This is a genomic window from Stenotrophomonas sp. TWI377 (assembly GCF_039674525.1).
Lineage (GTDB): Bacteria > Pseudomonadota > Gammaproteobacteria > Xanthomonadales > Xanthomonadaceae > Stenotrophomonas.
Window position 1 is genome coordinate 22,156 of sequence record NZ_JBDJNT010000016.1, and the last position, 24,378, is coordinate 46,533.

17 protein-coding genes and 1 riboswitch are annotated in these 24,378 nt (G+C 66.7%); of the genes, 12 read left to right on the top strand and 5 right to left on the bottom strand.

Annotated elements, in window-relative coordinates:
* Positions 1-94 precede the first annotated feature (94 nt).
* Positions 95-1,972, bottom strand: coding sequence for a phosphomethylpyrimidine synthase ThiC (gene thiC, locus ABE546_RS13845; RefSeq protein WP_346464121.1), 1,878 nt, complete (start codon positions 1,970-1,972; stop codon positions 95-97).
* Between the two features lie 141 nt (positions 1,973-2,113).
* Positions 2,114-2,215: riboswitch (TPP riboswitch) on the bottom strand.
* A 290-nt stretch (positions 2,216-2,505) separates the two neighbouring features.
* Between thiC and ABE546_RS13850 the strand changes: the two genes are divergently transcribed.
* A complete protein-coding gene (locus ABE546_RS13850; RefSeq protein WP_102788207.1) occupies positions 2,506-4,074 on the top strand; it encodes a BCCT family transporter in 1,569 nt (522 codons plus the stop codon).
* A gap of 529 nt (positions 4,075-4,603) precedes the next feature.
* Here the strand turns inward: ABE546_RS13850 and ggt are convergent.
* A complete protein-coding gene (gene ggt, locus ABE546_RS13855; RefSeq protein ID WP_313209160.1) occupies positions 4,604-6,322 on the bottom strand; it encodes a gamma-glutamyltransferase in 1,719 nt (572 codons plus the stop codon).
* Between the two features lie 654 nt (positions 6,323-6,976).
* Here ggt and ilvC point away from each other — a divergent pair.
* From ilvC to gdhA, 9 genes are all read left to right on the top strand, one after another.
* Complete coding sequence (ilvC, locus tag ABE546_RS13860; protein ID WP_313219646.1) at positions 6,977-7,951, top strand: ketol-acid reductoisomerase; 975 nt, start codon at positions 6,977-6,979, stop codon at positions 7,949-7,951.
* A gap of 39 nt (positions 7,952-7,990) precedes the next feature.
* Complete coding sequence (gene ilvG / locus ABE546_RS13865) at positions 7,991-9,724, top strand: acetolactate synthase 2 catalytic subunit (protein ID WP_313219645.1); 1,734 nt, start codon at positions 7,991-7,993, stop codon at positions 9,722-9,724.
* Complete coding sequence (locus ABE546_RS13870) at positions 9,708-9,962, top strand: ACT domain-containing protein (protein WP_019183810.1); 255 nt, start codon at positions 9,708-9,710, stop codon at positions 9,960-9,962. Before ilvG ends, ABE546_RS13870 begins: the two co-directional genes overlap by 17 nt.
* A 114-nt stretch (positions 9,963-10,076) precedes the next feature.
* Positions 10,077-11,174: a threonine dehydratase gene (locus ABE546_RS13875; RefSeq protein WP_265309319.1), complete on the top strand. Its 1,098-nt coding sequence runs from the start codon at positions 10,077-10,079 to the stop codon at positions 11,172-11,174.
* A 2-nt stretch (positions 11,175-11,176) separates the two neighbouring features.
* The gene (locus ABE546_RS13880; protein WP_313219644.1) at positions 11,177-12,724 is read left to right on the top strand and encodes a 2-isopropylmalate synthase; all 1,548 of its coding nucleotides are present in this window, start codon (positions 11,177-11,179) and stop codon (positions 12,722-12,724) included.
* Positions 12,725-12,765: 41 nt separating this feature from the next.
* Complete coding sequence (leuC, locus tag ABE546_RS13885) at positions 12,766-14,187, top strand: 3-isopropylmalate dehydratase large subunit (protein WP_346464122.1); 1,422 nt, start codon at positions 12,766-12,768, stop codon at positions 14,185-14,187.
* Positions 14,187-14,765 carry a 3-isopropylmalate dehydratase small subunit gene (leuD, locus tag ABE546_RS13890; RefSeq protein WP_123730256.1) on the top strand — a complete coding sequence of 193 codons (579 nt, stop codon included), beginning with the start codon at positions 14,187-14,189 and terminating at the stop codon, positions 14,763-14,765. Before leuC ends, leuD begins: the two co-directional genes overlap by 1 nt.
* Positions 14,755-15,816 carry a 3-isopropylmalate dehydrogenase gene (gene leuB, locus ABE546_RS13895; RefSeq protein ID WP_346464124.1) on the top strand — a complete coding sequence of 354 codons (1,062 nt, stop codon included), beginning with the start codon at positions 14,755-14,757 and terminating at the stop codon, positions 15,814-15,816. Before leuD ends, leuB begins: the two co-directional genes overlap by 11 nt.
* A 110-nt stretch (positions 15,817-15,926) precedes the next feature.
* The gene (gdhA, locus tag ABE546_RS13900; protein ID WP_346464126.1) at positions 15,927-17,270 is read left to right on the top strand and encodes an NADP-specific glutamate dehydrogenase; all 1,344 of its coding nucleotides are present in this window, start codon (positions 15,927-15,929) and stop codon (positions 17,268-17,270) included.
* Between the two features lie 68 nt (positions 17,271-17,338).
* Here gdhA and ABE546_RS13905 read toward each other — a convergent pair whose 3' ends face one another.
* From ABE546_RS13905 to ABE546_RS13915, 3 genes are all read right to left on the bottom strand, one after another.
* The gene (locus ABE546_RS13905) at positions 17,339-18,379 is read right to left on the bottom strand and encodes a hypothetical protein (RefSeq protein ID WP_346464128.1); all 1,041 of its coding nucleotides are present in this window, start codon (positions 18,377-18,379) and stop codon (positions 17,339-17,341) included.
* 116 nt (positions 18,380-18,495) lie between these two features.
* The gene (locus tag ABE546_RS13910; RefSeq protein WP_313209152.1) at positions 18,496-21,666 is read right to left on the bottom strand and encodes an efflux RND transporter permease subunit; all 3,171 of its coding nucleotides are present in this window, start codon (positions 21,664-21,666) and stop codon (positions 18,496-18,498) included.
* Positions 21,667-21,670: 4 nt separating this feature from the next.
* The gene (locus ABE546_RS13915; RefSeq protein WP_346464130.1) at positions 21,671-22,807 is read right to left on the bottom strand and encodes an efflux RND transporter periplasmic adaptor subunit; all 1,137 of its coding nucleotides are present in this window, start codon (positions 22,805-22,807) and stop codon (positions 21,671-21,673) included.
* A gap of 122 nt (positions 22,808-22,929) precedes the next feature.
* Here ABE546_RS13915 and ABE546_RS13920 point away from each other — a divergent pair, with 122 nt between their 5' ends.
* Entirely contained in the window at positions 22,930-23,595 is a 666-nt protein-coding gene (locus ABE546_RS13920) for a TetR/AcrR family transcriptional regulator (RefSeq protein WP_346464132.1), read from the top strand.
* Positions 23,596-23,726: 131 nt separating this feature from the next.
* Positions 23,727-24,374, top strand: a complete 648-nt coding sequence (locus ABE546_RS13925; protein WP_313209149.1) for a protein-L-isoaspartate O-methyltransferase — start codon at positions 23,727-23,729, stop codon at positions 24,372-24,374.
* Positions 24,375-24,378 lie beyond the last annotated feature (4 nt).

A 24,378-nucleotide genomic window follows, 5' to 3' on the forward strand; every position in this document is an offset into this window, starting at 1 on the left:
CGTCCCCATCCCTGCCTGGTCGCGCCGAGCTTAGCGGGAATCACGCAGGCGGCGGATGATGGCCGTGGCGTTGTGCGCCGCCACGGCCGCTGCCTCACTCCTGGCGATACACCTGCGCCCCGAGCTCGCGGAACTGGGCGGACTTCTCGGCCATGCCGGCCTCCAGCGCCGTGTGCGCCTCCAGCCCCTGCCCGGCGGCGTAATCGCGCACATCCTGGGTGATCTTCATCGAACAGAAGTGCGGGCCGCACATCGAGCAGAAGTGGGCGAGCTTGTGCGCGTCCTTGGGCAGCGTCTCGTCATGGAATTCCTTGGCCTTTTCCGGATCCAGCCCGAGATGGAACTGGTCTTCCCAGCGGAATTCGAAACGCGCCTTGCTCAGCGCGTTATCGCGGACCTGCGCGCCGGGGTGGCCCTTGGCCAGGTCCGAGGCGTGCGCGGCAATGCGGTAGGCCATGATGCCGTCGCGTACGTCCTGGCGGTTGGGCAGGCCCAGGTGTTCCTTCGGGGTGACATAGCAGAGCATCGCGGTGCCGTACCAGCCGATCATGGCCGCACCGATCGCACTGGTGATGTGGTCGTAGCCCGGCGCGATATCGGTGGTCAGTGGGCCGAGCGTATAGAACGGGGCTTCACCGCACTCGCGCAGCTGTTTGTCCATGTTCTCCTTGATCAGCTGCATCGGCACGTGGCCGGGGCCTTCGATCATGGTCTGCACGTCATGCTTCCACGCGATCTTCGTCAGCTCGCCCAGCGTCTCCAGCTCGCCGAACTGCGCGGCATCGTTGGCATCGGCGATACAGCCCGGGCGCAGGCCGTCACCCAGCGAGAAGGTCACGTCGTAGGCCTTCATGATCTCGCAGATGTCCTCGAAGTGCGTGTAGAGGAAGTTCTCCTTGTGATGCGCCAGGCACCACTTGGCCATGATCGAGCCACCGCGCGAGACGATGCCGGTCACGCGCTTGGCGGTCAGCGGCACGTAGCGCAGCAGCACGCCGGCGTGGATGGTGAAGTAGTCCACGCCCTGCTCGGCCTGCTCGATCAGCGTGTCGCGGAAGATCGCCCAGTTCAGTTCTTCGGCGCGGCCATCGACCTTCTCCAGGGCCTGGTAGATCGGCACGGTGCCGATCGCCACCGGCGAGTTGCGCAGGATCCACTCGCGGGTTTCATGGATGTGCTTGCCGGTGGACAGGTCCATCACGGTATCGCCGCCCCAGCGGATCGCCCAGACCAGCTTTTCCACCTCCTCGGCAATGCCCGAGGACACCGCGCTGTTGCCGATGTTGGCGTTGATCTTGGTCAGGAAGTTGCGGCCGATGATCATCGGCTCGCTTTCCGGGTGGTTGATGTTGTTGGGTAGCACGGCACGGCCACGCGCAATCTCATCGCGGACGAACTCGGGGGTGATGATCCTGGGGATCGAGGCACCGAAGGACTCGCCGGGATGCTGCTGCAGCAGTGCGGCGTCGCGGATCGCATCGAGCCGCTGGTTCTCGCGGATCGCCACGAACTCCATCTCCGGCGTGATGATGCCGCGGCGTGCGTAGTGCATCTGGGTGACATTGGCGCCGGCCCGCGCACGGCGAGGCTGCAACCGCGCGGGGAAGCGTACCGCGTCCAGACGGGTATCGGTTTCGCGCGAGCGGCCGAATGCCGAGCTCAGGCCGTCCAGCACCTCGGTATCGCCGCGCTCGGCCACCCAGGCCGCGCGCAGCGCAGGCAGGCCGACGGAAAGGTCGATGGCGACAGCCGGATCGGTGTAGGGGCCGGAGGTGTCGTACACCGTGACCGGCGCGTTCTCTTCGCCACCAAACAAGGTGGGCGTGCGGGTCAGCGTGATCTCGCGCATCGGCACCTGGAGGTCGCTGCGCGAGCCCTGCACGTGGATCTTGTGCGAGCCGGGAATCGGCCGCGTGACCGATTCGGAGAGTTGCTGGGCCTGTTGCTGCAGGGCGGAGAGCTGTGCGTTCATTGAGGCATCGTCCTAGGTTCAATCCCCGCACAGGGACTGTGCGGTTCTATGCGAGGGATTCGCATGGGAGGGACGAAACGGCGGCGCTCGACGGACGGATTGCGGGCGGTCTCCGGGCGGGGTGGCCCTACGGCGCAATGCATCTGCAGATGCGAAGCTTCCCTACGCCGGTATCAACCGGATCAGGTTCGAAGGGACTGTCTCAACCTTGGCCACTGGGCCGCGGTACCCCCGCTTCGGGGCGAATTAGAGCACAAAGCGGCGCCCACGGGCGCACGACCGAGCCGCACACTGACGTGATGGGCCTTTGCATGTGAACAGAGCGCCGACACCCCATGCACTACCATGCTGCAGCGCGGTATGCGGTGCGGTCAGGGGGTAGCCTCCCGATCGTGCGCACACCGCGCTCTGCTCGACGCCATTGACGTCCGTACTGACCGGCCTCGACCGGCTTGATCCGCCCCAGTTGTTGCCGTTGTGCCGCTGGAGATTGCAAGCCTCGGCTCGCCCCTACTGATCGGAGACACGCCTGCATGGTGTTCCGCATTTCCATCGCACTGGTCGCACTGCTGGTGCTGATCGCCGGCCTCGCGCCGGGCCCCTTCAACGAGGTCGTCCAGAGCGGCCTGTCCACCATCATCCGCAGTACTGGCTGGCTGTATCTGCTGGTGGTGTTCATCACGCTGTCGTTCCTGATGTACCTGGCCTTCGGCCGCTTCGGTTCGCTGCGCATCGGCGGCGAGGATGCCGAGCCTGATTTTTCCAATGCGAGCTGGATGTCGATGTTGTTCGCCGCCGGCATGGGCATCGGCCTGGTCTTCTGGGGCGCGGCCGAACCGATCTCGCACTTCGTGAAGCCGCCCGAGGGACTGGCCCCGCAAAGCATGGAAGCGGCGCGCGCATCGATGCGCTATGCGTTCTTCCATTGGGGCCTGCATCCCTGGGCGATCTACGCGCTGATCGGCCTGGCGATGGCCTGGTTCCAGTTCAACCGCAACGGCCGCGGGCTGATCAGCGATCTGCTGCAGCCGATCATCGGCGCGCATCACCGCGGCTGGATGGGTACCGTGGTCAACGTCGCCGCCGTGGTCGCCACGGCGATCGGTGTGGCCACGACGCTGGGCTTCGGCACGATCCAGATCGCGGCCGGCCTTGAGCGCGTGTTCGGTATCCAGGCCTCGGTACCCGTGCAGTTGACCATCATCGCGGTGGCGTTCGTGCTGTACATGGCCTCCACCACCAGTGGCGTGCACCGCGGCATCAAATGGCTCTCGAACTTCAACCTCGGCCTGGCGGCATTGCTGCTGGCGCTGATCCTGGTGCTGGGGCCGACCGGCTTCATCTTCGATACGTTCACCACCACGATCGGCTCCTACCTCAATTCGCTGGTGACGATGAGCCTGCGGATGTCCCCGTTCTCGGGCAGCACATGGGTGGCGGACTGGACGATCTTCTACTGGGCGTGGTGGATCGCGTGGGCGCCGTTCGTGGGTTCGTTCATCGCGCGCGTCTCGCGTGGGCGCAGCATCCGCGAGTTCGTGCTGGGCGTGGTGATCGCACCGAGCGTGCTGGGCTTCCTGTGGTTCTCGGTATTCGGTGGCACGGCGCTGTGGTCGCAGATCTTCGGCCACGTGGATCTGGCCCAGGCGCTGGGCAATGGCTACGAGACGGTGCTGTTCACGATGTTCGACAGCCTGCCGATGCCGACGGTGTTGTCGGTGATCGCGCTGGTGCTGTTGATGATCTTCTTCGTGACCTCGGCCGATTCGGCGGTGCTGGTGCTGGCGACGATGTCGACGGAGGAGGCCGGCGATCCGCCGCTGGCGCGCCGGATGGTGTGGGGCGTGGCGATTGCGTTGATCGCGGGCGTGCTGCTGTTGGCCGGCGGCCTCAATGCGCTGCAGGGGATGATCACGATCGCGGCACTGCCGTTTGCGTTGTTGATGCTGGCGGTGATGTGGTCGTTGTACCGGGTACTGGATATGGAGCATGCGCTGCAGCGGCGCCGTGCGCAGCGCGCGCGGCGGTTGATGGACGAGTGGATCGAGCGGGAGATCGCGGCGCAGGAAGAGACACGCGATGAGGCGGCTCGGGCGCCTTAGGGTGGCTGGGTTGGTCGCTTAGAGCGGCACGCTCCCGGGCTATCGGTGGGCGGGCCGGGACGGGTGGGTTGGCGGGACACGCCGTGAATCCGTCCTTGGAGGCTCATGTCGCGCCATCCATGGCGCTCATGGTGCCGACAACCCACCCGCCCCGTCCCGCTCACAGTTTTAAGGTGGTTCTGGGGAGAGCCGCCGGGCCAAGCTCGGCGCAGCAGCGTGCACCTGACGCCTTGGCTCCTGGTTGAGGCAAAGCAGCCACGCATGGCGTGGCTCTACCGCTTCGGCCGCGTTCGCTTTTGCCATGCGCACCGACCCACTGTAGGTGGGTCGGCGTGGGTGGGTTGGCGGGACCATGAGCCGCAAGGATGCGGCGACATGAGCCTCCATGGATGGATTCACGGCGGGTCCCGCCAACCCACCCAGGGCGGCCCACTACCCGCAGCCCCAAAGCGCCCTGCTTTACGCCCTGCTTGACGCTCTGCCCTGCGACTCTGCCGACCAACGGTCGGCGCTACGAAGCACGAGGGAATCAGTACCCCGCCGCCTGCCCATCCTTGCGGCTTTCCGACGCGCCGTAGTACACCCCGGTCTCCGGATCACGCAGGATCGCCTGGTACCCACCGTAGGGACCATCCGCGAACACCACCCGGTGGCCCTTGCGCATCAACGCGCGCACTGTTTCGTACGGGAAGCCGGTTTCCAGGTTGACTTCGCCACCGTCGCTCATCGCGGTGGCCTGCCCGGTCGGCTCGGTCGAGCCCTCGTGCTGGATGCGCGGCGCATCCCCGGCTTCCTGCAGATTCATTCCGAAATCGACCATGTTCATCACGATCTGGGCATGGCCCTGCGGCTGCATCGCGCCCCCCATCACGCCGAAGCTCATCCACGGCTTGCCGTCCTTGGTGACGAAGCCCGGGATGATGGTCTGGAACGGACGCTTGCCCGGCGCATAGCCGTTCGGGTGATCCTTCTGCAGCACGAACATCTCGCCACGGTCCTGCAGGATGAATCCCAGGCCCGGAGGCGCCATGCCGCTGCCCATGCCGCGGTAGTTGGACTGGATCAGCGAGACCATCATGCCGTCGGCATCAGCGACGGTCATGTAGATCGTGTCACCTTCCTGCAGCTGCTTCGGCGTACCCGGCTGCACTTCACTCAGCGCCTTGTCCATCGAGATCAGCTTGCGGCGCTCAGCGGCGTAGCCTTTGGAAATCAACCGGTCGACCGGGGCCGGGTGGAACGCCGGATCGGTGTAGAAGCGCGCGCGGTCGGCGAAGGCCAGCTTCTTGGCTTCCACGAACAGGTGCACGTGTTCGGGCGAGCCGAAGGGGATGTTGGAGAAATCGTAGCCTTCCAGCACGTTGAGGATCTGCAGCGCGGCGATGCCCTGGCTGTTCGGCGGCAGCTCCCACACGTCATAGCCGCGGTAGTTGCTGCTGACCGGCTCCACCCACTCGCCGTGATGGCTGGCCATGTCCTCATAGCTCAGGTAGCCGCCATTGGCCTTGAAGTAAGTGCCGATGGTGCGGGCGATCTCGCCTTTGTAGAAGGCATCGCGGCCGCCCTGGGCGATCTGCTCCAGCGTGTGGGCCAGGTTCGGGTTCTTCCACATCTCTCCCTTGCGCGGGGCATGGCCGTTGATCGTGAACTGCTCGGTGAAGCCAGGGTACTTGGACAGTCGCGGCACCGAGCGGTCCCAGTAGTAGGCGATCACCTCGGCGACCGGGTGGCCTTCGCGGGCGTAGCGGATGGCGGGCGCGAGGTTGTCGGCCATCGGCTTGCGGCCGAAACGGTCATGCAGGGCGAACCAGCCATCCACCGCGCCGGGTACCGAGACCGGCAGCGGACCGGTGGCCGGAATCTCCTTCAGGCCCCGGCGCTGGAACTCGGCCAGGGTCAGCGACTTCGGCGAGCGACCCGAGCCGTTGTACCCATACAGCTTCCCGCTTTTGGGGTCCCATACGATCGCGAACAGATCACCGCCGACGCCGTTGCCGGTGGGTTCCATCAAACCGAGAGCGGCATTGGCCGCGATCGCGGCATCCACCGCCGAACCACCGGACTTCATCACGTCCAGGGCGATCTGGGTGGCCAGGGGCTGGGAGGTGGCGGCCATCGCGTGCGGGGCGATCACCTCCGAGCGGGTGGCGAAGGTGTGGCCGGTGATCCGGTCGGCAGCGATGGCGGCCGCAGGCAGGGCACACAGGACGGCGGCGGCGAGCAGGCCGCGGGCAAGGCGTGAGGACACGGGGTGGTTCCTGAGGGTGGTAGCGAGCTGATGGTGGCGGCAGATGCCGCCGGAGCACATCCCACTATGGTCATGCACCTCCCACAAATCCGCCGCGAATCCGCGCAATCAGGCCCTGCAAAATGCTGAATTCCAGTTCATCGGAACGCTTTCAGCCGCAACCATCCTTGTACGACGGGGCCTTGCGGTGGATGCAGGCGAAACCGATGGAAATTGTGTTTCCAGGGTTGACACCGCCAAAAGCCGTGTGGTTTTCTCGATCTCATGTTGCAGCGCACAGCCACCCGCGAATCCATCGAGCACGCCGACCACGGCGCGGCCTCCATCCATTCGCTTCTCGTCCTCGTACTTATTACCCAACCAACAGGTGCGGGACGGACCGGCGTGTAAGCAAGACTGCCAGGTATCCATCAAAACCCGCACCCGACCAGGTGCGGGTTTTTTCGTTTCAGAACCCTTTGATTTCCCACCTCCCTCCGAGTTGCCTTCCACCATGACCCGCCAGCCCACCTCGAGCCAGCCGACGCCTACCGCCCCCACGGCGGGTGCGTTCGCGTGTGGTCGCGGCCAGGCCGGTGCCACCCCTTCCCCTGATGGGCCGACGCGTCGCTGACCGTCGGCCCTCTTTTTTCTTGCCTCCAAAGGACCTCCCCCATGAGCACCAACGACCTGCCCCAGATCAAGATCGCTGTTGTCGGCTACGGCAGCCAGGGCCGCGCGCACGCGCTGAATCTGCGTGAATCCGGTTTCGATGTCGTCGTCGGGCTGCGCCCGGGCGGTCCGACCGAGGTCAAGGCACAGGCCGACGGCTTCACCGTCAAAGCCCCCGCCGAGGCGGTGAAGGATGCCGATCTGGTCGCCGTGCTGACCCCGGACATGGTGCAGAAGAAGCTCTACGAAGACGTGCTCGCGCCGAACATGAAACAGGGCGCGGTGCTGCTGTTCGCGCACGGCCTGAACGTGCATTTCGACATGATCAAACCGCGCGAGGATCTGGACGTGGTACTGGTCGCGCCGAAGGGCCCGGGTGCACTGGTCCGTCGCGAGTATGAGATCGGCCGCGGTGTGCCGTGCATCTGGGCGGTCTACCAGGACAAGAGCGGCAAGGCCGCCGAGTACGCCCTGGCCTACGCCGGTGGCCTGGGCGGCGCGCGCGCCAACCTGATCCAGACCACCTTCAAGGAAGAGACCGAAACCGATCTGTTCGGCGAGCAGGCCGTGCTGTGCGGTGGCGCCTCGGCCCTGGTGCAGGCCGGTTTCGAAACCCTGGTCGAAGCCGGCTACCAGCCGGAAATCGCCTACTACGAAGTCCTGCACGAACTGAAGCTGATCGTGGACCTGTTCTACGAAGGCGGCATCACCCGCATGCTGGAATTCATCTCCGAAACCGCGCAGTACGGCGACTACGTCAGCGGCCCGCGCGTGATCGACGCCGGCACCAAGGCGCGCATGAAGGACGTGCTGACCGATATCCAGAACGGCACCTTCACCAAGAACTGGGTGGCCGAGTACGAAGCGGGCCTGCCGAACTACAACAAGTTCAAGCAGGCCGACCTGGAGCACCCGATCGAGAAGGTAGGCAAGGAACTGCGCGCCAAGATGGTCTGGTTGCAAAGTCAAGCCGCGTAACCGCGCGGCTCCCCCACCCGCTTTCGTAAAGGTCACCGCATGAATACCTCCGCACACAGCACCGCGCCCCGCAACGGCGCACGCTGGTTGACGCAGGCCCTGGAAGCCGAGGGCGTGCATACGCTGTTCGGCTATCCGGGCGGCACCATCATGCCGTTCTATGACGCCCTGGTGGATTCCGGGCTGAAGCACATCCTGGTCCGCCATGAGCAGGGCGCGGCCCTGGCCGCCAACGGTTTCGCCCGTGCCAGCGGCCGGGTCGGCGTCTGCGTCGCCACCTCCGGCCCGGGCGCCTCCAACCTGGTCACCGGCATCGCCGATGCGATGCTGGATTCGGTGCCGATGGTCTGCATCACCGGCCAGGTCGCCACCCCGCTGCTGGGCACCGACGCGTTCCAGGAACTGGACGTGTTCGGGCTGACCCTGCCGATCGTCAAGCACAGCTGGCTGGTGCGCTCGGTCGATGACCTGCCGCAGGTGGTCGCCGATGCGTTCCGGATCGCCCGCGAGGGTCGTCCTGGTCCGGTGCTGATCGATCTGCCCAAAGACGTGCAGGTGGCCGATGCGTCGCACCTGCCCGACCACGTGCCGTCCACGGTGGTGGCACCGCCTGCGCCGCAGGACGAGGCCATCGCGCAGACCATCGCCGCCATCGCCGCGGCCGAAAAGCCGGTGATCTATGCCGGGGGTGGCGTGGCGCTGGGCGATGCGGTGGAGGACTTCCGTGCCTTCGTCGAGGCAACCCGTATTCCGACCGTGCTGACCCTGCGCGGCCTGGGGGCGCTGCCGCCGCAGCACCCTCACTACCTGGGCATGCTGGGCATGCACGGCACCCGCGCGGCCAACATGGCCGTGCAGGAAAGCGATCTGCTGGTCGTGGTCGGGGCGCGTTTCGATGACCGCGCGACCGGCAAGTTGAACGAGTTCGCCCCGTTTGCCCGCGTCGTGCATATCGATGCCGATGCGTACGAGATCTCCAAGCTGCGCACCGCCGACATCGCGGTGCCGGGCAATGTCGGTACGGCGCTGCGCGCACTGACCGCCGCGGCCACCGCACCGGCCACGCAGGAGGCCTGGGCCAAGCGCTGCCAGGGCCATCGTGAACGCTTCGCCCCGCGCTACGACGCACCGGGCAAGCACATCTACGCACCGGCGCTGCTGAAGCGGCTGAGCGAGCTGGCGCCGAGCGACGCGATCATCGCCTGCGATGTCGGCCAGCATCAGATGTGGGTCGCCCAGCATTGCCGTTTCACCCACCCGCGCAACCACCTGACCAGCGGTGCGCTGGGCACCATGGGCTTCGGCCTGCCCGCGGCGATGGGTGCGCAGTTCGCCTGCCCGGATCGCACCGTGGTGCTGGTCTCCGGCGATGGCAGTTTCATGATGAACGTGCAGGAGCTGGTCACCATCGCCCGCTGCCGCCTGCCGGTGAAGATCGTGCTGCTGGACAACAGCTCGCTGGGCATGGTCCGCCAGTGGCAGGAACTGTTCTTCGCCGAGCGCTACAGCGAGATCGATCTGTCCGACAACCCCGACTTCGCCGCACTGGCCCAGGTGTTTGGCATTCCGGCCACGCGCATCGAGGCGCGTGACGATGTCGAAGGTGGCCTGGCCGCGATGCTGGCCCAGCCCGGCCCGGCGCTGCTGCATGTGGCCATCGATGCGCGTGCCAACGTGTGGCCGCTGGTGCCGCCCAACAACGCCAACAGCACCATGCTGGAAAGCAACCCCGCTCATCAGTCCCAGGAGTTCCCCAATGCAATACCGGCTTGACCTGGTGCTGACCCCGGCCGAAGGCGCGCTGCTGCGCGTGATCGGCATGGCCGAACGCCGCGGCTTCGCGCCGCGCGCGATCGCCGGTGCGCCCAATGCCGCCGACGACGGCCGCTGGCACCTGCAGCTGGTGGTCGATTCCACCCGCCCGCCGGAAACCCTGCGTCGCCAGATCGAGAAGATCTACGACTGTGTTTCGGTGCGCATCAGCGCGCTGGAACCCGGAGTATCCGCATGAACGCCCGCACCGTTGCATCGGTGCCGGTACGGAGGTGTCTTCTCGGTCGTGCGTCGCACCGTGCGCCGTCGCAGCGCGTACCGCGCCGCGACGATCACCATGGCCGGGTGCGTGATGCCGGCTAGCCGTACCCCGCAGGAACCGGAGGTAGGCGACGTAAGCGTCGCCGATGTGTTGGCCGCGCAGGCGCGGCTGCGCCGCTTCCTGCCGCCCACGCCGCTGCACTACGCCGAGCGTTTCGGCGTCTGGCTGAAGCTGGAAAACCTGCAGCGCACCGGGTCCTACAAGGTGCGCGGTGCATTGAACGCCCTGCTGGCCGGGCGTGAGCGCGGCGATGACCGCCCGGTCATCTGCGCCTCGGCCGGCAACCACGCCCAGGGCGTGGCGTGGGCCGCCTACCGCTTGAACATTCCGGCGATCACGGTGATGCCGCACGGTGCACCGGCCACCAAGATCGCCGGGGTCGCCCACTGGGGCGCCACCGTGCGCCAGCACGGTGAGAGCTACGACGAGGCCTACGCCTTCGCCCGTGCCCTGGCCGACCAGCACGGCTATCGCTTCCTGTCCGCCTTCGACGACCCGGACGTGATCGCCGGCCAGGGCACCTTGGGCATTGAACTGGCCCCGCATGCGCCGGACGTGGTGATCGTGCCGATCGGCGGCGGTGGCCTGGCCTCCGGCGTCGCGCTGGCGCTGAAATCGCAGGGCGTGCGCATCGTCGGTGCGCAGGTGGAGGGCGTCGATTCGATGGCCCGCGCCATCCGCGGCGACGTGCGTGAAATCGCCCCCGTCGCCACGCTGGCCGACGGCGTCAAGGTGAAGATTCCCGGTTTCCTGACCCGCAAGCTGTGCAGTGCGCTGCTGGACGATGTGGTGATCGTGCGTGAAGCCGAGCTGCGCGAGACCCTGGTGCGGCTGGCGCTGGAAGAGCACGTCATCGCCGAAGGTGCCGGCGCGCTGGCACTGGCCGCCGGCCGCCGGGTCGCCGGCAAGCGCAAGTGCGCGGTGGTCTCCGGCGGCAACATCGATGCGCTGGTATTGGCCCAGCTGCTGGCCGACATCCGTCCCCGCCCCCCGCGCAAGCCGCGCCGCCGCGCCAGCGAGCGAACACGCCCGCCCCTACCAACCGTGCTCGCGACATCCCCGATTTCCGCTTCGATTCCTACCTCTGCCATCCCATCCGACCTTGCCGTCGAGGAGACCTCCTGGTGACCATGCCCAACTCCCCCCGAATCAGAATTTTCGACACCACCCTGCGCGACGGCGAGCAATCGCCCGGCTGCAGCATGAGCCCGCAGCAGAAGCTGGTAATGGCCCGCGCACTGGACGAGCTGGGCGTGGATGTCATGGAAACCGGCTTCCCGGCCAGCTCCCAGTCCGACCGCGAAGCGATGGCCATGATCGCCCGCGAAGTCCGCCGCCCGACCCTGGCCGTGCTGTCGCGCTGCCTGGCCGCCGATATCGAAACCTCGGCCAAGGCGCTGGAGGCAGCGGCGAACCCGCGCCTGCATGTATTCCTGTCGACCAGCCCGCTGCACCGCGAGCACAAGCTGCGCATGAGCCGCGAGCAGGTGCTGGAGTCGGTGCACAAGCACGTCAGCCTGGCCCGAAGCTATGTGGGTGATGTGGAGTTCTCCGCTGAAGACGCCACGCGGACCGAGGAAGACTTCCTGATCGAGGTCGCCCGCGTGGCGGTAGCCGCCGGCGCCACCACCATCAACCTGCCCGACACCGTGGGCTTCACCACGCCGGAAGAGATCCGCGGGATGTTCCAGCGCGTGATCGCCGGCGTGCCGGACAGCGACCGCATCATCTTCAGCGCGCACTGCCATAACGATCTGGGCCTGGCCGTGGCCAACTCGCTGGCCGCCATCGAAGGCGGCGCGCGTCAGGTCGAGTGCACCGTCAACGGTATCGGCGAGCGCGCCGGCAACTGCTCGCTGGAAGAAATCGCGATGGTGCTGAAGGTACGCAACGCCTTCTACGACGAAGACACGCACATCAACACCCAGCGCATCGTCGCCACCTCGCAGCTGCTGCAGCGTCTGGTCGGCATGCCGGTCCAGCGCAACAAGGCGATCGTCGGCGCCAACGCCTTCGCACACGAGTCGGGCATCCACCAGCACGGCATGCTGCGTCACCGCGGCACCTACGAAATCATGCGCCCGGAAGACGTGGGCTGGGAATCCTCGCAGATGGTGCTGGGCCGCCACAGTGGCCGCGCTGCGGTCGAACAACGCCTGCGTGCGCTGGGCTTCTTCCTGTACGAGGAGGAACTGAAGCACGTCTTTGAACAGTTCAAGGCACTGTGCGAACAGCAGCGCGTGGTCACCGACGCCGACCTGCAGACCCTGATGCAGGGCAGCGCTACCCAGAACGGCTACCGGCTGGCCTCGATGACGATCAGCGACGTCGGCAGCCGCGCCAACGCGCTGGTCGAGCTGTCCGATCCTGACGGCAACCGCGTTGCCGAGACGGCGCAGGGCGATGGTCCGGTCGATGCGCTGTTCGGCGCATTGTCGGCCGCCACCGGCGTGCAGTTGATGCTGGACAGCTACCACGTGCACAGTGTGGGCATCGGCGCCGATGCGCGCGGCGAAGCCAACCTGAGCGTGCGCCATGAGGGCGTGGAGTACGAAGGCACCGGCACCAGCCGCGACATCATCGAAGCCTCCGCACTGGCGTGGCTGGAGGTCGCCAACCGTCTGCTGCGCCAGCGCAACGCGACGGCCGAGCAGCCCGCGGCCACCGCCGCGGCCTGAGCACCCCCACTACGTACCCCGAACCGCAGCAAGGCCAGTCCATGACCCCAGCTCCCCGCACCCTGTACGACAAACTGTGGGATGCCCACGTCGTCGTTCCCGAGACCGACAGCGCGCCCGCCGTGCTGTACATCGACCTGCACCTGATCCACGAGGTGACCTCGCCGCAGGCCTTCACCGAACTGCGCGAGCGTGGCCTCTCCCCGCGCCGGCCGGACCGGACCAAGGCGACGATGGACCACTCCACCCCCACCCTGCCGGCCGGTGCCGACGGCAAGCTGCCCTATGCCAGCGCCGCCTCCGAAGCCCAGGTGACGATGCTGGCCGACAACTGCGCCACGCACGGCATCGAGCTGTTCGACCTGCAGTCGGCCAGCCGCGGCATCGTGCACGTAATCGCCCCCGAGCAGGGCTTCACCCAGCCGGGCATGACCATCGTCTGCGGCGACAGCCACACCTCCACACATGGCGCGTTTGGCGCGCTGGCCTTCGGGATCGGCACCAGCGAGGTCGGCCATGTGCTGGCGACGCAGTGTCTGCTGCAGCGTAAAGCCAAGACGATGGCGATCACCGTCGATGGCGCGCTGGCCCAGGGTGTCGGCGCCAAGGACGTGGTGCTGCACATCATCGGCGTGATCGGCGTCAACGGCGGCACCGGCCACGTGCTGGAGTTCCGCGGCAGCGCCATCGAGGCGATGGACATGGAACAGCGCATGACGTTGTGCAACATGTCCATCGAGGCCGGCGCTCGCGCCGGCATGGTCGCCCCCGACCAGACCACCTTCGACTGGGTCGCCAACACCCCGCGCGGGCCCAAGGGCGCCGACTTCGATGCCGCCGTTGCCGCCTGGTCGCAGCTGCGCAGCGATGCCGGCGCGCGCTTCGATGTCGAGGTCCACATCGAGGCCGCCGACATCCGCCCCACCCTGACCTGGGGCACCCACCCCGGCACGGCGATCGCGGTGGACCAGCCGATCCCGGCGGCCAACGATGCGGCCGACCAGAAAGGCCTGGACTACATGCACTTCCACGCCGGGCAGACCCTGGCCGGCACCCCGGTGGATGTGGTCTTCGTCGGCTCCTGCACCAACGGCCGGCTGAGCGACATGCGCGAAGTGGCACATGTGCTGCAGGGCCGCCGCGTTGCCGACGGCGTACGCATGCTGGTGGTGCCCGGTTCGGAAATCGTCAAGCGCCAGGCCGAAGCCGAAGGCATCGATGCGGTGGTGCGCGCGGCCGGTGCCGAATGGCGCGAGCCGGGCTGCTCGATGTGCATCGCCATGAACGGTGATCTGGTCGCGCCGGGACAACTGGCGGTCAGCACCAGCAACCGCAATTTCGAAGGCCGCCAAGGCCCCGGTTCGCGCACCCTGCTGGCCTCGCCGATGACGGCCGCCTGGGCTGCGGTGAACGGCCGCGTGGCCGACCCACGCGAACTGTACGCCACGCTGGAGGTGGCCTGATGAGCGGCTTCCGTACCCTGACCTCGACCAGCGTGGTGCTGCGCGAGACCAACATCGACACCGACCAGATCATTCCCGCGCGCTTTCTGTCCACCACCGAGCGCGTCGGTTTGGGCAAGCACGCATTCAACGATTGGCGCTGGCAGAGCGAGGGCGTGCCGAACCCGGCGTTCGCCTTCAACCAGCCGCACAACGCTGGCCGCAGCATTCTGCTGGCCGGCCGCAACTTCGGCTGCGGCTCCTCGCGTGAGCATGCGCCGTGGGCGCTGACCGACCTGGGCCTGCGCGCCATCGTCAGCAGCGAGATCGCCGATATCTTCCGCGGCAATTCGCTCAAGAACGGCCTGCTGCCGATCGTGCTGGACGAGGCCGATGTGCAGACCCTGATGCAGCGTCCGGATGACGAATTGACCATCGACGTGGCCGCGCGCGAACTGCGCACCCCCGATGGACGCGTGTATGCCTTCCCGCTGGACGGCTTCTCGCAGACCTGCCTGCTGGAAGGCGTGGACCAATTGGGGTATCTGTTGGGCCGTACCCCTGACATTGAACGTTACGAGAGTGAACATGCACGCTGAGATTGTCGTATTGCCGGGTGACGGCATCGGTCCGGAAGTCGCCGCCGCCGCCGTGGCGGTGCTGGAAGCCGTCGCCACCCGTTTCGGTCACACCTTCGGGTTCCAGGAACACGATATCGGGGGCATCGCCATCGATCGCCACGGCGAGCCGCTGCCGGCCACCACGCTGGAGGCGTGCCGCAAGGCAGACGCCATCCTGCTCGGCGCGGTCGGCGGCCCGAAGTGGTCCGATCCGAATGCCAAGGTCCGCCCGGAGCAGGGCCTGTTGGCAATCCGCAAGGCGCTGGGTCTGTACGCCAACCTGCGCCCGGTGCGCACGCACGCGGCCGCGCTTGGCGCCTCGCCGATCAAGGCCGAACTGCTGGAGGGTGTGGACTTCGTGGTCGTGCGTGAGCTGACCGGCGGCATCTACTTCGGTGAGAAGACCCGCACCGCCGAGACCGCCAGCGACCTGTGCAGCTACAGCGTGGGCGAGATCGAGCGCGTGCTGCGCACCGCGTTCCGCCTGGCCCAGACCCGCCGCGGCAAGGTCACCTCGGTGGACAAGGCCAACGTGCTGGAAACCTCGCGCCTGTGGCGCGATGTCGCCGCGCGGATCGGCCGCGAGGAATTCCCGGAGATCGCGTTGGAGCACCAGCTGGTCGATTCGATGGCCATGCATCTGCTGGCCAAGCCGCGCGAGTACGACGTGATCGTGACCGAGAACATGTTCGGCGACATCCTCACCGACGAAGCCTCGATGTTGGCCGGCTCGCTCGGCCTGCTGCCCTCGGCATCGCTGGGCGAGCCCGGCGCAGTGGGCATCTACGAGCCGATCCACGGCTCGGCGCCGGACATCGCCGGCAAGGGCATTGCCAATCCGTACGCGACGATCTTCAGTGCCGCTATGCTGCTGCGGCATTCACTGGGGCTGGACGACGAGGCTGCTACGGTCGAGGCCGCGGTGTATGCCGTGCTGGATGACGGCGTGTTCACCGCCGATCTCGCCGCCAAGGGTCTTGCGGTGAGTACCGCCGCAGCAACCGACGCGGTCCTTGCCAAGCTGCAATGATCGTCACGAACGCGGCCTGAGGGCCGCGTTCGTGTGTCCACATCCCGCACGGCCTCCCTGTCCCGTCGGCCACGTCGCAGCCAGCGGCCGGCCCCCAACAAGGAAAGCCTTTGAACCCTCGTTCCTCTGCCGACTTTCTCAACCACGTGGCCCAGCGCGATCCGCATCAGCCGGAATTCCTGCAGGCCGTCAAAGAAGTGATCCAGAGCCTGTGGCCGTTCCTGGAGCGAAACCCCCGCTACCTGGAACAAGGCCTGCTGGAGCGGCTGGTGGAGCCGGAGCGGGTGATCCAGTTCCGCGTGGCCTGGGCCGATGACGCCGGCAAGACCCATGTGAATCGCGGCTGGCGCGTGCAGCACAGTTCGGCGATCGGCCCGTTCAAAGGCGGCATGCGCTTCCATCCGTCGGTCAACCAATCGATCCTGAAGTTCCTCGCCTTCGAGCAGACCCTGAAGAACGCGCTGACCACCTTGCCGATGGGCGGTGGCAAGGGCGGTTCGGATTTCAATCCCAAGGGCCGCAGCGACACCGAGGTGATGCGCTTCTGCCAGGCGCTGATGCTGGAACTGCATCGCCACCTGGGTGCCGACACCGATGTACCGGCTGGCGATATCGGCGTCGGCGCGCGCGAGGTCGGCTACATGGCCGGCATGATGAAGAAGCTCACCAACAATGCCGCCTGCGTGTTCACCGGCAAAGGTCTCTCCTACGGTGGCAGCCTGATGCGCCCGGAGGCGACCGGCTTCGGCACGGTCTACTTCGTCGAGCAGATGCTGCACCATGCCCGCCGCGATACCGATGGCGCCAGGGTGTTGATTTCCGGCGCTGGCAACGTGGCCCAGCATGCCGCGATCAAGGCCATCGAGCTGGGCGCGAACGTACTCACGCTTTCCGATTCCGGCGGCACGCTGTACGCCCGCAACGGCTTCGATGAAGCGGGCCTGCAGGAGGTGATGGAACTACGCAACGAACGTCGCGGCTGCCTGTCCGAACTGGCTGATGACAAACGCTTCGAGTACCTGGACGGCAAGCGCCCCTGGCACATCCCGGCCGAGATCGCCCTGCCCTGCGCCACCCAGAACGAACTGGACGAAGACGATGCCCGCGCCCTGGTGGACAACGATGTGCTGTGCGTGGCCGAAGGCGCCAACATGCCGTCGACACTGGAGGCCATGGAGGTCTTCCTCAAGGCGGGCACCCTGTATGCGCCGGGGAAGTCCAGCAATGCCGGCGGCGTGGCCACCTCGGGGCTGGAAATGAGCCAGAACGCGCAGCGCCTGTCATGGCATCACGCCGATGTCGATGAGCGCCTGCACGGAATCATGAAGGATATCCACGCCAACTGCGTGCGCCACGGCAAGCGGGCCGATGGCAGCGTGAACTACGTGGATGGCGCCAATATCGCCGGCTTCGTGAAAGTGGCTGATGCGATGCTGGCGCAGGGCGTTTACTGAGAGCAGACCGCTGTAGAGGCGCAGCGGTGTTCATCCGCTGCGCCCTGCGGCGTGTCGTACCGCAGCGGTCAGTTCACCGAGTGGACCTCGCTGGTCATGCAGCCGGCCAGCACCGCGCCGCTGTCGGTGGGTATGACGCTGAACACCCGCACGCGTGTGTATCCGGAGGACGCCTCCCGCGTTGCTTCGCGCCTCCAATACCCCTCTACCTGCCGATCCGCCGCGCCCAGGCCGGCGGCATCGAGCACCGCCTTCAGCGGCGCATCGCCCATGTCCGCCGCGAAGTAGCCTCCATAGGCGAGGAGGAGCGACTGCGCAGGCAGACCCTTCAACGCTACCGGCTGCTCCAGCGTGACGACCACGACGGGCATCTCCTGGCCATCGGCATGGTACTCACGCTCGGCCACCGCGCGGACATTGTCCGGCCATGCCAGCGGCGACAGTTCCGAGACACGCTCCCACAGGTTGGCGATGCGCCGCATGGCAGCGTCGTCCGCCCGGCATTCGAGCGCGGCGCCAAAATCACTTGCCGTGGCCGTCTCGCGCCATCGTGGTGGAACACGCGCCTCGCGCATCGGACCGGGGTAGTCACATCCCAACCGATAGCCCGCACCATCGCTGCTCACCACGATGGCGCCCGGCGATGCCGGATCGCCTGATGCGGCGGGCGCTGACCACATCTGGAACGGCTCACGCAACGTATTCGACCGGTGCCGAAGTCCGTTCCCGCTAACGATGCGCGCACGCTGCCCTGCATCGATGGGAATCGAGAAGCCCATGTCATCCGCCACCACGCGGTGCGTTGTGATGCCGTGTGCCGTCAACGTCACCGGCATGTCGATGAGGGTCGTCGCGTGCTCCTCGTCACCGCTGCGCGTGAAGCTCCAGCCCTGCAGATGGGCCGGTCGTTCCTGCGCCGTGCCATACGCTGTACCACGCAACGCGGTCGTCACCGCCTGCATCGTCGCCGGTGAGGCACGGCACTCCAGCAGCTCGACGAGATCGCGCTGGAAACTGGCAGCGGTGGTCGCCTGCGTCGGCAACGCGGAAACCATCAGCAGAACGATCGCCGCCGCAGTGGCGAACGGATAAGAGGAACGTGACGACATCATGTGCGACCGAAGAAATCCGGTGTGCATTGTGCGCTTGCTGGCACGACGAAGGCGACAGGCCTTTGCGTCGCACTCAAACGATGAAGCCGGCCACCGGCCTGCTTCATCGTCCCTCAGCCTTCGCTGGTCTTGGCCTCGTCCGGCTTCACCCGGAACCACGCCGCATACAGTGCCGGCAGGAACACCAGGGTCAGCACGGTACCGACGATCAGGCCGCCCATGATCGAGATCGCCATCGAACCGTAGAACGCACTGCGCGACAGCGGAATCATCGCCAGCACCGCGGCCAGCGCGGTCAGCACGATCGGGCGGAAGCGGCGCACGGTGGCGTCGATGATGGCGTGCCAGCGGTCGTGACCGGCATCGATGTCCTGCTGGATCTGGTCGATCAGGATCACCGAGTTGCGCATGATCATGCCGGCCAGCGCGATGGTACCCAGCAGTGCCACGAAGCCGAACGGCGCGCGGAACAGCAGCAGGAACAGCGTGGCGCCGATGATGCCCAGCGGCGCGGTGACCAGCACCATGGCCGCACGCGAGAAGCTGCGCAGCTGCAACATCAGCAAGGTCGCCACCACGATCAGGAACAGCGGCATGCCGGCCTTGATCGAATCCTGGCCACGGGTGGAATCCTCCACCGTACCGCCGGTTTCAAGCAGGTAGCCGGACGGCAGCTCGGCACGGATCCCCTCCAGCGTCGGCAGGATCTGCTGCACCACGTCCAGCGGCTGTTTCGCGTCGGCAATGTCGGCGCGCACGGTCACCGTCGGCAGGCGGTTGCGGTGCCAGATGATGCCGTCCTCGAACACGTACTCCAGGCGCGCCACCTGCGACAGCGTCACCGAGGTGCCGCTGGCGGTCGGAATGGCCAGGCTGCCCAGCATGTCCAGCCGCACACGTTCGTTGTCCGGGCCACGCAGCAGCATCTCGATCAGGCGGTTGCCTTCCCGGTAGGTGCTCACGCTCATGCCCGACAACGAGGTGCCCAGCAGCTGGCTCACCTGCGCGCTGCTCACACCCAGTGCGCGTGCACGATCCTGGTCGATCACCAGCCGCACCACTTTGCTCGGCTCGCTCCAATCCAGGTTGACGTTCATCACGTGCGGGTTTGCGCGCACCTTGGCTTCCACCTGCCGTGCGATGGCCTGCACCTGCTCGATATGCTCGCCGGAGATGCGCATCTGCACCGGGTAGCCCACCGGCGGGCCGTTCTCCAGGCGGGTCACGCGCATCTGCACGTCCGGGAACTGCGGAATCACGTCCTTGAGCAACCAGTCGCGGGTCGCCTCACGTGCGGTTGCATTCTCAGTCAGCACCACGAACTGCGAGAAGTTGGTGGCCGGCAGCTGCTGGTCCAAAGGCAGGTAGAAGCGCGGCGAGCCGGTACCCACGTAGGCCACAAAGTTGCTGATGCCCTCACGGTCCTTGAGCAGCGTTTCCAGCTTGGTCGCCTGGGCCTGGGTGGCCTGCAACGAGGCCCCCTCGGCCAGTTCGATGTCCACCATCAGTTCCGGGCGGGTCGAATCCGGGAAGAACTGCTGGGGCACGAAGCGGAAGATCAGCAGCGAGAACACGAATAGCGCGGCCGTGGCGGCGATCACCCACCAGCGATGGCGCAGGCACACATCGAGGAACCTGCGGAAGCGCACGTAGAACGGACGCTGGTACGGATCATGGTCGTGCGCATGCACCTTCGGCGCGATCCAGCGCGCGAACGCGGGATGGCGGTCGGCCCACTGCAGGCGGCGGGCATGCCAGCGCCCGGCCAGGCTGTCCGGCTTGGGCGGCTGCGGGTTGAACAGGTCCGGCAACATCTTGTCGCCCAGGTACGGGATGAACAGCACGGCGGCGATCCACGACACCACCAGCGCGATGGTCACCACCTGGAACAGCGAGCGGGTGTATTCGCCGGTGCTGGAGGCGGCCGTGGCGATCGGCAGGAAGCCGGCCGCCGTGATCAGCGTACCGGTCAGCATCGGGAAGGCGGTCGACTCCCACGCGAAGCTGGCCGCGCGCAGGCGGTCGTAGCCCTGCTCCATCTTGGTGGCCATCATCTCCACCGCGATGATCGCATCGTCCACCAGCAGGCCCAGCGCCAGCACCAGCGCGCCCAGGGAAATCTTGTGCAGGCCGATGCCGAAGTAATGCATGACGAAGAAGGTCATCGCCAGCACCAGCGGAATCGTCACGCCCACCACCAGGCCGGTGCGCAGGCCAAGCGAGAAGAAGCTCACCAGCAGCACGATCACCACCGCTTCGGTCAGCACCTGCACGAACTCGCCGACGGACTCTTCCACCGCATGCGGCTGGTCGGAGACCTTGCGCAGCTGCATGCCGGCCGGCAGCGTCTTCTGCAGTCGCTCGAACTCGGCATCCAGCGTACTGCCCAGCTTGAGGATGTCGCCGCCGTCTTTCATTGCCACCGCGATGCCGATGGCGTCTTCGCCCATGAAGCGCATCTTCGGCGACGCCGGATCGGCAAAACCACGTTTGATCTCGGCGATATCGCCCAGGTGCACGGTACGGTCGCCAGCCTGGATCGGGAAGCTGCGGATGTCCTCCACGCGCTTGAACTGGCCGGTGACGCGCAGCTGCACCCGGTCGGTCGGGGTTTCAAAGAAGCTGGTCGCGGCAATGGCATTCTGGTCGGCCAATGCCTGCTGCACCTGCTGCAGCGACACGCCCAGCGTGGCCAGCTTGGTGTTGGACAGCTCGATCCAGACCTTCTCGTCCTGCAGGCCTTCCAGCTCGATCTTGCCCACATCCGGCACGCGCTGCAGTTCCAGCTGGATGCGGTCGGCGTAGTCGCGCATCACCGCGTAATCGAAGCCCTGCCCGGTCAACGCGTAGATGTTGCCGAAGGTGTCGCCGAATTCGTCGTTGAAGAACGGGCCGACGATTTCGCGCGGCAGCGTCGGCTTGATGTCGCCCACGCGCTTGCGCACCTGGTACCACAGGTCGGGAATCGCCTTGGAGCGCAGGCTGTCGCGCGCCACGAAGATCACCTGCGATTCGCCCGGGCGTGAGTAGGAGCGGATGAACTCGTACTGCCCGGTGTTCAGCAGTGCCTTCTCGATCGGCTCGGTGACCTGGCGTGAGACCTGTTCGGCGGTCGCGCCGGGCCAGTTCGTGCGCACCACCATCACCTTGAAGGTGAACGGTGGATCTTCGGACTGGCCCAGGTGCTTGTACGACCACGCGCCGATGATCGCGAAGGCGAGCATCGCAAACAGCACCAGTGGCCGGTTGCCCAGCGCCCATTCGGAGAGGTTGAAGCGGCGCACGGGATCAGTTCCCCTTGCCAACAGCAGGCGCGGCAGGCTTGGCGGCCGGTGCCTGCACCGGGCGGTTCTGACGATCCACCGCGGTCACCGGCTGGCCCTCGCGCAGCAGATGGCCGCCGGCAGCCACCACCCAGTCGTTCGCGCTCACCCCGCTCAGCACCGGAACGGAGTCGACGCCATACGCCCCGACCGTCACCGGCGTGGCTTTCAACGTGCGCTTGGCCGGATCGACCACCCACACGCTGCTGCGCCCATCGGCCCCGCGCTGCACCGCGCCCAGCGGCAACTGGAGCGTGCCCTGGCGACCGGCCGCGGCGAACACGCGCGCGCTCTGGCCCAGCTCGACTTCGGTCAGGGCTTCCGGGGCCAGGCTGACGCGGGTGGCATAGGTACGCCCCTGGGCATCGGCGGCCGGGGCGATTTCACGGATCGTGCCCGCCAACAGCTGGCCCGGGCGGTTCCACAGTTCCACCTGCACCGGCTGGCCCACCTGGTAATCGCGGATGTTGCTTTCCGGCAGCGCGATCACGACTTCGCGGCCGCCATCCGCGGCCAGGGTGAACACGGTCTGCCCGGCGCTGACCACCTGCCCAGCTTCGGCCTGGCGGCTGGCGATCACGCCATCGGCCGGCGCACGCAGCTGCGCATACTGGGCCTGGTTGCGGGCCACGGCCAGATTGGCGCGGGCGGCATTGGCCTGACCCTGCGCAGCCTTGAAGGCAGCGGTCTGGCTGTCCAGCGCGGACTGGCTCACCAACTGCTGCTCGGCCAAGGTGGCGTAGCGCTTCTGGTCATCGCGGGCGCGGACCAGGTCGGCTTCGGCGGCAGCGAGCTGCGCCTGCGACGCACTGGCCTGGGAGGCGTAGTCGGCGGCGTCCAGCTCGGCCAGCAGCTGGCCTTTGCGCACGCGCTGGCCGGCATCGACGTGGCGCTTGATCAGGTTGCCCCCGACGCGGAACGACAGCGGGCTTTCCTCGCGGGCCCGGATCTCACCGGGATAGGCAGCCACTTCCTGGCCGGCCACGGTGCCGGCGTGGACCACCAGCACCGGCATCCGCGCGACCGGCTCGGCATCCTGCTTGCCACATGCTGCCAGCACGATCGCCAGCAACCCACCACCCATCCATCGCATGTTGTTCATGAGGTCCTGGACCTGAAAAGTAACCCGGAAAAAGCCGCTGGAGACACACTGTCCCAACCGCTTCAATATTGAACCAGCCGGTATAGTATAAATATCGAACCGATTGGTCTAGTATTGTTTGGATGACTGATGCCACCCCCTCTACATCGCCCTCCAAGCCGCCTGCCAAGGCCGCCGGACCGGGGCGCCCGAAGGATCTGGGCAAGCGCGCGGCCATTCTGGACGCCGCCAAATCGCTGTTTGTCGACCAGGGCTACAACGGTGTGAGCATGGACAGCATCGCCGCCCAGGCAGGCGTCTCGAAGCTGACCGTTTACAGCCATTTCGGCGACAAAGAAACCCTGTTCACCGAAGCTGTGCAATCCAAGTGCGTCGAGATGCTGCCGGACGAGCTGTTCGTCACCGACATCGAAGGCCCGCTGCGCGACCAGCTGATGGGCATCGGCCACGCCTTCTTCAGCCTGATCACCTCCGATGCGGCCGTCGCGGTGCAGCGGGTGATGATGTCCCCGGATACCGATGACCGGATTCGCGAGATGTTCTGGCTGGCCGGCCCGCAGCGGACCACCGACGCGCTCGCTGACTTCCTGCGCGCCCGCACCGCCCGCGGCGAACTGGAGATCACCGACTGCCAGACCGCCGCCCTCCAGTTCCTGACCTTGATCAAGGGCGAGCTGCATACGCATATGATGTGCGGGTTGCGGCCGGCCCCGGCCGAGTGCGATGCCGACGCCCACGTGTGCGCCAGCGTCGACTTTTTCCTGCGGGCGTATGCCCGGCGGCACTAAACTGAATGGACCGGAGGTCGCGGTGACTTCCGGCACTGCGACCCCGGCGCGACGGCAGCGATGCTTTCAGCGCGCCGCCGGCTCCCGGCACCGGTAAAATGGCCGGCCCACTGCGCTGGATATAGAACCTCATGACGATCGATTACTCCCACGCCCGCGAACTGATGGTTGAACAGCAGATCCGCCCCTGGGATGTGCTGGAAATCCGCGTGCTCGATGTACTGGCACGCTTGCCGCGGGAGGCGTTCGTCGCTGAATCGCACCGGGCCCTGGCTTACGCCGATATCGAGCTGCCGCTGGGCAACGGCCAGAAGATGATGAAGCCGGTCATCGAAGGCCGCACGCTGCAGGCGCTGGATCTGCAGCCGGGCGATGAAGTCCTGGAAATCGGCACCGGCAGCGGCTACCTGAGCGCCTGCATGGGCGAACTGGCCCGCGAAGTCCTGAGCCTGGAAATCGATGCCGACCTGGCCACCACCGCGCGCGCGCGTCTGGACGCTGCCGGCCTGGGCAACAACGTCCGCATCGAAACCGCCGACGCCCTGACCTGGGACACCGAGCGCCGCTTCGATGCGATCTGCGTCACCGGCGCGGTGGATGTCATCCCGTCACGTTTCGCCCAGTGGCTGCGTCCCGGCGGTCGACTGTTTGTTATCCGTGGCCGGTCGCCGGTCATGGAAGCGGTGCTGGTCAAGGCGGACGGCACCACTGAATCGCTGTTCGAAACCGATATCGACTACCTGCGCGGTGCCGCCCCGGCACCCCAGTTCCAACTCTGAGTCC

Coding starts and splice junctions, on each gene's coding strand:
- ABE546_RS13925 (WP_313209149.1), top strand. CDS start 23,727: ATGACGATCGATTACTCCCACGCCCGCGAACTGATGGTTGAACAGCAG.
- ABE546_RS13875 (WP_265309319.1), top strand. CDS start 10,077: ATGCCGGCTAGCCGTACCCCGCAGGAACCGGAGGTAGGCGACGTAAGC.
- leuC (WP_346464122.1), top strand. CDS start 12,766: ATGACCCCAGCTCCCCGCACCCTGTACGACAAACTGTGGGATGCCCAC.
- ABE546_RS13920 (WP_346464132.1), top strand. CDS start 22,930: ATGACTGATGCCACCCCCTCTACATCGCCCTCCAAGCCGCCTGCCAAG.
- ABE546_RS13905 (WP_346464128.1), bottom strand. CDS start 18,379: ATGTCGTCACGTTCCTCTTATCCGTTCGCCACTGCGGCGGCGATCGTT.
- thiC (WP_346464121.1), bottom strand. CDS start 1,972: ATGAACGCACAGCTCTCCGCCCTGCAGCAACAGGCCCAGCAACTCTCC.
- ilvG (WP_313219645.1), top strand. CDS start 7,991: ATGAATACCTCCGCACACAGCACCGCGCCCCGCAACGGCGCACGCTGG.
- ABE546_RS13870 (WP_019183810.1), top strand. CDS start 9,708: ATGCAATACCGGCTTGACCTGGTGCTGACCCCGGCCGAAGGCGCGCTG.
- ilvC (WP_313219646.1), top strand. CDS start 6,977: ATGAGCACCAACGACCTGCCCCAGATCAAGATCGCTGTTGTCGGCTAC.
- leuD (WP_123730256.1), top strand. CDS start 14,187: ATGAGCGGCTTCCGTACCCTGACCTCGACCAGCGTGGTGCTGCGCGAG.
- ABE546_RS13850 (WP_102788207.1), top strand. CDS start 2,506: ATGGTGTTCCGCATTTCCATCGCACTGGTCGCACTGCTGGTGCTGATC.
- leuB (WP_346464124.1), top strand. CDS start 14,755: ATGCACGCTGAGATTGTCGTATTGCCGGGTGACGGCATCGGTCCGGAA.
- ABE546_RS13915 (WP_346464130.1), bottom strand. CDS start 22,807: ATGAACAACATGCGATGGATGGGTGGTGGGTTGCTGGCGATCGTGCTG.
- ABE546_RS13880 (WP_313219644.1), top strand. CDS start 11,177: ATGCCCAACTCCCCCCGAATCAGAATTTTCGACACCACCCTGCGCGAC.